Source organism: Vibrio sp. D173a (genome assembly GCF_030248475.1).
This window is the reverse complement of record NZ_JAHGAH010001000.1, coordinates 1-1,045: the sequence shown is the minus strand read 5'-3', so window position 1 is coordinate 1,045 and position 1,045 is coordinate 1. Positions and strand designations below refer to the sequence as shown.

The window sequence follows — 1,045 nt, the reverse complement described above, 5'->3', positions numbered from 1 at the left end:
GACAAGCACAAACACATGCTGAGGCCCTTCTCGGGTATTAATTACGTTGCTAACCAAAGCAAAACGAACCCACTCTTGTTTATAGTTGAGATAAAAATAGCTCGCTTCAGGTTCAAGTTTGATCTGGTAATTAGCGATCTGCTCTCGAACCTCTTCAAGTGCAAGAAGATCTTTATAGCCGGTAATAAAGCGTTGAGATGCAGGCGTATCCTGTGCCGACGCCGAATAATAGACCTTGTCTCTGGCCGATTCTGCCAAGGATTTAAAGGCAGCGGTCGGGATATCTACACTAAAAGAGAAACCATCAAAGCGAACTTGTTCTATGATCTGCTGCGCAGCATTATCAAGCTGACGATCATAAAACATCTGCGTTGTCTGATAGGCATAGCGCTTAACAGCGACCATCGTAAGTAGGCTGATCAACAATAACAGGCAAGTTGCTGAGAACAGCAGTTGAAATCGTAGCGATCGAGAAGAGAGCTTTACCCAGCGAGAAGGCAAATTAAGACTCAAAGCCATCAAGCACCTCCAAGCTACTCTCCTTTATCATTGAGCACATAGCCTAATCCGCGCAGGGTCTTTATCTCAACTTGGCTATCGGAGAGTGCTTTGCGCAGTCGCCCAACATAGGTTTCAATAGCATTGGTATTCGGCGGGTTATCAAAGCCGTATAGGTGGTCAATGATCTCTTCTTTACTCATGACTCGATTTAAATGAGTCAAAAAGATCTCGAGCAGTCGATACTCGCGCTGCTTAAGCTCGATCAGCTGCCCTTTTACTTTGACCTCACATGCAACACTATCAAAGGTAATGTCGCCGAACGTGACTAGGTTTTGGTCGTTGCCTTGATGACGACGAACAATGGCACGGCAGCGAGCCTCCAATTCCCCAAAATCAAACGGCTTGGTCAGGTAATCATCGGCACCGAGATCGAGCAGCTGAATGCGGTCGTAGACTTCACTGCGAGCAGTCAAGATAAGAACGGGCGTATCTGAGGTATGGCGAATACGCTTGATGATCTGCTCGCCTGATTTGTTTGGCAGGT

At 46.6% G+C, this 1,045-nt stretch carries 2 protein-coding genes; both read right to left on the bottom strand.

The window, feature by feature from the left end; genetic code table 11:
* A partial coding sequence (locus KIV40_RS30860; protein ID WP_285353104.1) for a sensor histidine kinase N-terminal domain-containing protein occupies nt 1-519 on the bottom strand: 519 nt, incomplete at its 3' end.
* 14 nt (nt 520-533) lie between these two features.
* A partial coding sequence (locus KIV40_RS30855) for a response regulator transcription factor (protein WP_285353101.1) occupies nt 534-1,045 on the bottom strand: 512 nt, incomplete at its 5' end.